This window comes from Vulcanococcus limneticus LL (genome assembly GCF_002252705.1).
GTDB classification, from domain to species: Bacteria; Cyanobacteriota; Cyanobacteriia; order PCC-6307; family Cyanobiaceae; genus Vulcanococcus; species Vulcanococcus limneticus.
The window spans coordinates 47,743-55,660 of the sequence record NZ_NQLA01000018.1 but is presented as its reverse complement, the minus strand read 5'-3'; the positions used below and the strand labels follow the sequence as shown (position 1 = coordinate 55,660).

Here is a 7,918-nt window from a genome sequence, read left to right as displayed (position 1 = left end):
CAATTTGGCCGTAACAGGCCGATTTGCGCACATTTTACCGGCAGAAGCTGCTCAGATCCATTGCGGCGCAGAAGATCTGGTGTTTCTCAGGAGGCCCCTCGTAGCAGGCCCGCTCGATCTTCCTGGAAGAGACGATGCCGACGCAGTAGGCGTAGAGCAGCAGCATCATCATCATCCGCGGGTCAAAGCCCTTCTCCCCACGCGGGTCCTTGGCCTGGGCGGGGAGAAGGATCTCGCAGAGATCCAGCTCATCCACCAGATCCAGCAGGAAATACACCTGGTGATCAGGCGACAGCCACTCACGAGGTGACGGCGGCAGCAGAGTGGTCTGCTCCGGCTGCCAGGGACGGAAGGACTTGGGCTTCTGCATGGTCCATCCTATCGCCCAGATCCATTGCTGTCACTGGGATCTGGGCAAATTCAGGGGGGTCTGTGGAGAGCTGGGGGGCGGATCTACGCGCAACAGACTCCTAGTGTTGCCAGGGGCTTATCAGCGTGAACCATGGCGATCGCATCGTGCTCAGTCTGCGGTGGTACCGCGCTGGAGCCCGGCCACATTCAATCGACAGGCCTGATCTATCAGCGGCTCGATCATGCACGGTTCAACATTCTTGAGCCAGCTGAAATCCAGGTGAAATCAATCATGTGCCTCGACTGCGGCCACGTGATGCTGTTCGGCGACGCCGAGAAGGCAACCAGGATTGTGGAGGGCAAGCCGGTCCAACCCGGCCCCGAGGAGAACGCAGAGCCCGCCTGAAACCGGCGCGATCCACCGGGAACAGCGGCTGGCCAACACAATGGACTCACTTGTCAAATGGCCCGCATGGGTGTTCTCACGGCCCTGGCGATCCTGGCGGGCCTGATCGTGGTGCACGAGGCGGGTCACTTCTTCGCGGCCACCTGGCAGGGCATCCGCGTCAGCGGCTTCTCGGTGGGCTTCGGGCCGGTGCTGCTGCAGCGCCAGCGCCGCGGCGAGCAGTTCTTCCTGCTGGCCATTTCGCGCAGCGAATTCGTGTCGTTTCAGGGCGACGCCGAGAGCAGCACCAACCACGCAGCCCCCTCCGTCTGCTGGGTGGTGCGCTGGGGGGCGCCCCGATCCGGTTGCACCAGGCGAACAAAGTGGAGCTGTACTGGTTCAACCATGCCGATGCGTCAAGCGACGCGCGCACATTCCGCCTGGAGGTGTGGCTGAGGGAGGCCGACACCTAACGACCAATGTCGAGCTATGTACGAGGAGGATTCACACCTTCAACGGCAGCGATCTGGCCATTGGCCTCACCGTGGCCGCCCCACTGGAAACCATTCTGAAGGTGAAGGCAACATCAAACGCCCTTGCGTGCTGGTGCCTTGCGTCGACTCCGATCGGATCGGGGCTGATGGAGGCGAAGACTAGGTGCGCCATCCATCCGTTGCAGCAGGGGCTCTTTGCCGCTCTTCAAGGCTGCTGCAATGGCTTTGATTCGATCAACCTGGGCTTGCGGCTCCGTGATCACCTGGTTGTCCTGGTCAAGGAGTTGCACCTCCAACTCCTTGAGCCAGAGCAACACACAACTGCTCAACATAGGTTCTTCCAACTGGTCGCGGTATGCTTTGTAGATCAGGGCTTCAAGAACGGAAAAGGGCACAGCGGTGCCAACGGCGGGCAAGCCCAATTGGGTGTAATTGCGCCCCTCTTGCATGCGATCAAGGAGCAATTGGTTGAGCTGTTGAACCACCGGAGCCGATTTGCCGCCGGCAGGGCCACGGTCAAAGCCGATGCATCCCGCCTCCAGCAGCAGAGATAGCATCACAACCAACTCACCCTGGGGGTGCTGGTTGTTGCTCAAGAGCGATTGAATGGAGGTGGGCTTTGCTGATATGGCAGTGATTAAGGGTCCGTAGGCCAGGGGGTCCCCCTGGATTTCTCCAAAGCTGGAGCGAAAATTAAGTGTCTGCGTTGGCATTGGAATCCAATCTTCCTGGGGTTGCAACAGACGAAACGAGATGGAATCGAGACGTTCGCCCCATTCTTTTTGTGTCAGCTGGACATGTCCCTTCGCGAGAATGTCTCGACGGAAGGATTTGTTGGTGCCCAAATCCGTTAACAATTCGCGCGCGTCCGTTCTTGCCTCGTTGAGGACAACATTCCGGAGGGGGGGAGGGAGGAGCTCAACAAACGATTCGGAGAAGGTGGCTGTTCCAAGGAAGGAAAGTTTGTGGGCCTGACACCGAGCATTCATTTCGGTGAAGTAGAGCGGTGCCCATCCGACGTTGTCATACTCACCACAGAGATAGTCGAGAGGGGCAAACTCGATCGATTGCAACTCCCTCCGCAAGCCTGGGAACGTGGCACCCAGTGGTGAGGGTTGGGATTCCTCGCCCAGTAATTGATTCAATAAGCGCGCGGTTTCTTGGAAGCTATGAGTGAGTTCTCCCTTCTTTGCCGTGGCGAGTTCAAATGCCAGAAGTTTCTGAAAGCCGCTACGGGCCAGCCAGCCTGGATAGGTGTTGTAGGAGCAATACATCACCCCGCCTGGCGACAGGGATCTTGTCGCCACGGCGAGCAGTGCATTCTGAACGGGTTCGGTCACCCAGGTGGCAATGCCATGGGCTACAACGTAGTGGCATCCACCGGCCCGCCAAGCCATGACCGCATCGGAAGCGGCCAACTCAAGAAAATCAGCCTCAATGATCTCGACATTCTTGACTCCAGCACGCCGTGCCAAATCAAGGCCATGGGCCACATGATCAGGATGGAAATCCACCCCAAAGAAGCGGCCTTCGGGATAGAGCGCGGCCAAGAGCACCAGACCAAAACCGGTGCCACAGCCCAGATCCAAGAAAACAAAGGGTTCGCCTTCCGATTCGCGCGGTGGCTTGTGACCCTTGAGCAGGGCACCGAAATCCAACCAACTTGGCGTCAGCTCCCGGTAAAAGCCACTCGCGTAGGTGGACCCAGAGTGGTATCCATGATCCCAGAAAGGCTTGCTCACATCAGTTGACGCTCTCTGAGGCTCCTGAATAGAGAGTGAGCGTTCTGGGGGGCACAACAGTGGCCGTTCCCGGCAAGGTCAGGCCCACATCCAAGCTGACCCAGGTGCAATCTGCTGAGACGGTGGGAGTGAACGTGGAGACATTGGAAAGTACCCTGCTGCCCGTGGCTGCCGTGGTAGTCAATAGACCATCCGTCCCCACTTGGGGGCCATCACGGAGCAACTCAGTACCGCTGAGATAATATCTAATAACGTTATATTGAATCGTGTTGTTGGCAGCCGCCACTGGGATCAGAAGTCGTAAGTCTGCGGTAGCAGATGGCGTGGCGCATTCAGCATTGTTGCGCTGACCGAGGGCGGATGGTGGAGCAGGCTTGCAACGTGTATCCGGCGGAGTAATTGTCCTTGATGTTCCTGGGTCCACGCCACGCCGAAGCAAACAGGCTTCACCCACTTCTATTTTCAACAGATCGGATAGACGCTTGAAGTTACGGTCAATGGTTGTTGATTCATAAACGCGATCAGCGATGCGAATCTGATGGACCGCCAGGACAGCAACAGAACCCAGAACAACAGCCGAAACAACGCCACCAATCAGCAACTCTACCAAGGTAAAGCCCTGATTGATTCGATTATACCGCAAAAAAGATCTCATCAAGTCCGCTCCCATACCGTGCAAGTCTGGCTTACATCACCGGTGGCGTTATTTATTCCGGTACTAATAGTTCCGAAGGAAATTCTCACACAGCGCAAGGGTAATTGATTGTTCACGGAAATCTTGACGATCGCTTCAACACCACTGGCAACAACACCACTGCGGTTCGTGAAGACCGCCGAGGTGGCACCGTTCGGTGTAAATGCCACAGCAACATTGTAGGTTGAGTTGCCACCCGTTGAGGGCAGGGCAAGGTTGGAATTCGGAATGCATCGGGCATCGCCCGCTTGCAAGGAGGCAAATGTGGCACCCGGCGCCAACCCATTGGCCGTCGTGAATTGCACGGTGCAGGGCCCAAAGGCACCCGATCGTCCGGAAATTGCTTCCAGCCAACCAGCCAACTCCGCCGCTGCGGCGTTGGCTTGATCACGGCGAAGAAATACCTGCGATGAGGCAAACACGACGGAGCCAACGATGCCAAGAACGGCAACGGTCACCATCAGCTCAGCCATCGTGAAGGCTTTTGGGCGCCCTTTACGCTGGAGGACTGAGGGCTTGATCTTCATGTGCAGAAGTAGGCCATCCGAGGAATGATATTCTCAACTCGCACAACCCTGTTATTATTATTGTTATCTGTAAAAGTAATTCTCAAGATATGATCTGTCTGTATGGCTGTTGCGCGGGTCGCGTTGGTAGGTTGTGCCAAGGCTTCGACAGTGTTCCGGAAGGGGGTCATGAAGGCAGTGTTGTTGCCGGGTGCGCACAGCTGGCCAACCGCCAGAGGCTCCGAAGCTGTTGTGGTGTTGGGAAAGTTAGTGGTGGTTGAGGCTAAATCAACCTGGGGAAAGTAGTAACGGTCGTCCAGTGAATTATCGGTTGCACAGGGTTGCGTTACGCCAGCTATGACGCCTACGTTGGTTGGAATGGTGGTTGTGCACTCTCCTGTGCAACAGGTATAATCGCGGGCCAACGTCTTGATCTGGCGAAGGTTGTTGTCAATCGACGCTTGCATCTCCACTTGCTGCCGGGTGGAGATAGTTCTGCGATTGATGCCGTTAAAGATCGTTGCCGTGGAACCGATCACAATCAACAACATAACCGTGAGCACAAGCGGTTCTACGAGACCAATGCCTCGCTCGAATCTCAAACCCGACTGGAGCCGCTTTCGTAGAGTTGCAGGCATATGTTTAATTCAATGAAAAACCCTTTCGAGAAGCAGTTGGCGCTCTTGCTACCCAATCAACTCCTTCCCATCCGATATAAGTTACATCAGCCGAATTGGCTGCAGCGCCTACAAGTTGAGTCAGATCTGAAGAAGCCGATGGAGGAACGCGAAAATGGTTTTGGCCGCCAGCCAAAATGGTCCGAACCCAAATCCGCCCGCCAAAGTTCCAGCTGTCATCCTGGGCAAGCTCAGCAGCCGTAAGCTGGGGCAGCGGCCCACAGCCGTTGACGCAGAAGGAAACCAGCCCCCAGGGCAAGTAAAACCAAGCGCCTGCAATCCGGGATCGGTTGGTGGCGCTGGCAGAGGAATCGGCTGCGATAATGATGATCTGGTTGCAGGGTTGGTTGGTCTGGCCTGCGTCAATACAGGTGCTGGCGGGGCTTGTGTCGCGTCCAAAGATATTGAACCGATCATATTCGGCAACAGGATTAAAAACGTTTTCGGAGACCAGCGTTTTACAGTTTTCCGTAGGAGCCGAACTCAATGGATTGGCTCTTGGGCAGGAGACGTTGGCCATCGTCCCCCCCTGAAAGAGATTGATCAAGGGGTTGATTGGTGTAATACCTCTGGAGTCCGTGGAGCGGTTGTAGTAGAAGGTTATTGACTCATCGGTGGTGTCAAGCCTGAGGATGTTGCCCACTGCCCGCAGATCAATGGTGGGCCCGAGGCAATGGAAACCGCCCTGGAACGTTGCCGTGTCCGGGAAGGTGGAACTGTATTCACACCAGTTCAAATACTGCGGAGCTACCGCTGCCGCTGTCGATGCATTGGTGGGTGGGGTTGTTTGACCAGACAGGATAGAGATCCCGCGAAAAGTTACGTCTTGAATGGCGTTCGCGTTGGCAACATTGCTGAAGTTGCTGTTGGCTCTTAGTCGAAACTTAACGTAGTGGTTGAAGCGATTGGCGAAGCTGTAGGAGGCGGGGGGGAACCCGATTCGACATGTATACAGACCTGCCGAAACAGTGCAATTTGCTCCTGTGGCACCGCTGGAAACTGCCACAACTCCATTGGCTGTGACGGTGGCCATCTGTGTCCAGGTACCGGCATTGGTGGCGACGGCTTCGTCCGTGGTGACGGGAGAAGAGAAGCTGTAATCCAGATCGAAGGCTGAGCTGTTCCCTGCTGTGGCGCCGGTTCTGAGATTTCTGGTGAACCGAAACTCCAGGACGGGCTCTCTCAGGGCATGGAGATTGACAGCCCTGGCAATGGCAGGGGCATTGGCGAAGCCTGTGCCCCAGTTTGCGGTGGTGTTCGCTGCGCCAGGATGGAAAAATCTGATGCTGCTTGCCGCTGGGCGATCAAGGGTGCCCGCAGTTCCTGCTGTCGTCCAACGTGATGGCCAACGGGGGGTGCTACCGGGTGTCACTCCACCTTTCGTTGTGAATTGAGCGAAGGTTGCATAACTACTCAAATCATCTCCTATCCCTCCAGTTACATCTCCTGGCTTGGAAATGACTGCCCACGTGTGAATCTGTGATCCATTGAAGGCTGAGGCGCAGTCATTGCTAGGTAAGTACCTTGTGTTGCAGTACTCCAGGAACTTGCCAGGCGTCACCTGATTGACCCCGGTAGCGCTATTGGCTCGGATCCAGGTTCCGACTCCGGTGGTGTTTGTTCCCGTCTTATCGGCCGCAACCCCCGAGATCTGGGGGTACCCGCCGGGGCTTGCGGAACTCACCGTCTGCTTGCTGACGGTGTCGGGGTTACTGCCTGATGTCCATGCATAGGTGTATTTGCTCGCGATGCTCGGCAGGCCCGACGACAAATAGAGCGGAACGATAGGGATGCAGGAGGCTGCGCGGCCCGCGATAGATGCAGCATTTCCATAACTTGCCGGACAGTTAGTGGGAGTTGCTGTGGTAAGCGGGTTGTAATAGGTGACCATCGTGTTGCCACTGGTGTCACCGGGAATAATTTCTGCGCTCGTGTTTAGAGGGCATGGAACGGTGCGGCACCCCACCTGGATGTTGTTGACCACCTGATTGGTGCCGCGATCCCATTTGTAATCAGGGTCAGCAATGACGCCTAGGATCGAACCGATATTGACCACTTGATTGTTCGCGTTTCTTCTGGTGTAGCGATCGTTCGCTGCCTGGGAGAGAAAACGCCCTCCGTTGAGACCCGTGATCATCCCAAACTCGATGCCGCAGAAGCGGCTATCTGCGCCCAAGCTGTTGGCTGGGGGCGTGCCCGTGGTAGAGCCACCGGAGGCATTGCTTCCAAAGGAACCGCCGCAGCATTTGGGCAGAACCTCATATTCCTTGGTGATGGTTGAGGTGGAGAATGTGCCATCGGCTCGATACAGACGGCCCTCAACCGTTACCGCAATGAAACCTGTGTTGGTACCGGCCGTGAGTGCCCCGCTGCCATCGGGGTCATCGAGATTGAGCAGGGCATTGAAGGTGGTATCCGTTGGGATGGTTCCGGCTTGGCTGAGGGCGGTGCCGTTGGCTGAGAAGGTTCGATAGATGCTCCTGCGATCCGTGCTCCCATTGGCACCCGCTGAATACCGCACGGACACCAACCTGAATCGACGATCTCCTTGGTTGGTTTTGTCTACATCGGTTAAATCACGAAATTGCCCATCTGCGAATCCAACAGCCCGCGTTGAGGGGAACCCGTTGGTTCCGGGTCTCACCCCAGCCGAGGAGATACACGGGCTTTGCAAGTCCGTGTTGGTGGTTGACCATTTATTTGGAGGCGTGCTTCCCGCCACCAGCAGCTGACGATTCTCCGGTTGGTTGAAGGTGGCGATGATCTGATCGGCCCCCGCCTCCGCCACCTGCTGGGAATCTCGGGCCTCACCGCTGCCAAAGATGCCGAGGTTGGCACCGTTGACGATCGCCACCACCCCCAAAGTGCCCACCACTAGGGCCAAGATCACCAAAATTCCCGCAATCATCGTGAAGCCGCCTTCGCGGCCGCTACGGGGACGCGCTGTGAGCAGATGGAGGAGAAGCTTGGACCTCATCGATGGGAGGGCAACTTGGACTTCGTCAGGATTTCTTCGGATGGGCCAGTGTGGGCACAGCATCCATCCGTTGCTGGCCATACCACATCTTA

General features: G+C 56.5%; 7 protein-coding genes and 1 pseudogene. 2 read left to right on the top strand and 6 right to left on the bottom strand.

Features of this window, described 5'->3' with window-relative positions; translation table 11 throughout:
- Positions 1 to 34: 34 nt before the first annotated feature.
- Positions 35 to 370, bottom strand: coding sequence for a transposase (locus CJZ98_RS09290; RefSeq protein WP_094590648.1), 336 nt, complete (start codon positions 368 to 370; stop codon positions 35 to 37).
- Between the two features lie 132 nt (positions 371 to 502).
- On the opposite strand from CJZ98_RS09290, the gene CJZ98_RS09285 reads away from it, so the two are divergent.
- Positions 503 to 757, top strand: a complete 255-nt coding sequence (locus CJZ98_RS09285; protein ID WP_094590646.1) for a hypothetical protein — start codon at positions 503 to 505, stop codon at positions 755 to 757.
- 66 nt (positions 758 to 823) lie between these two features.
- Positions 824 to 1,045: pseudogene (locus CJZ98_RS09280) on the top strand (site-2 protease family protein); the annotation flags it as partial.
- A gap of 277 nt (positions 1,046 to 1,322) precedes the next feature.
- Here CJZ98_RS09280 and CJZ98_RS09275 read toward each other — a convergent pair.
- The 5 genes from CJZ98_RS09275 to CJZ98_RS18275 form a co-directional block, all read right to left on the bottom strand.
- The gene (locus tag CJZ98_RS09275) at positions 1,323 to 2,888 is read right to left on the bottom strand and encodes a class I SAM-dependent methyltransferase (protein ID WP_157910939.1); all 1,566 of its coding nucleotides are present in this window, start codon (positions 2,886 to 2,888) and stop codon (positions 1,323 to 1,325) included.
- An 85-nt stretch (positions 2,889 to 2,973) separates the two neighbouring features.
- A complete protein-coding gene (locus CJZ98_RS09270) occupies positions 2,974 to 3,582 on the bottom strand; it encodes a hypothetical protein (RefSeq protein WP_198537641.1) in 609 nt (202 codons plus the stop codon).
- A gap of 44 nt (positions 3,583 to 3,626) precedes the next feature.
- Complete coding sequence (locus CJZ98_RS09265; RefSeq protein ID WP_094590640.1) at positions 3,627 to 4,193, bottom strand: type II secretion system protein; 567 nt, start codon at positions 4,191 to 4,193, stop codon at positions 3,627 to 3,629.
- Complete coding sequence (locus tag CJZ98_RS18280) at positions 4,190 to 4,723, bottom strand: hypothetical protein (protein ID WP_198537639.1); 534 nt, start codon at positions 4,721 to 4,723, stop codon at positions 4,190 to 4,192. The genes CJZ98_RS09265 and CJZ98_RS18280 overlap by 4 nt, the downstream gene beginning before the upstream one ends.
- Before the next feature lie 91 nt (positions 4,724 to 4,814).
- Entirely contained in the window at positions 4,815 to 7,826 is a 3,012-nt protein-coding gene (locus tag CJZ98_RS18275) for a hypothetical protein (RefSeq protein ID WP_198537636.1), read from the bottom strand.
- Positions 7,827 to 7,918: the final 92 nt, after the last annotated feature.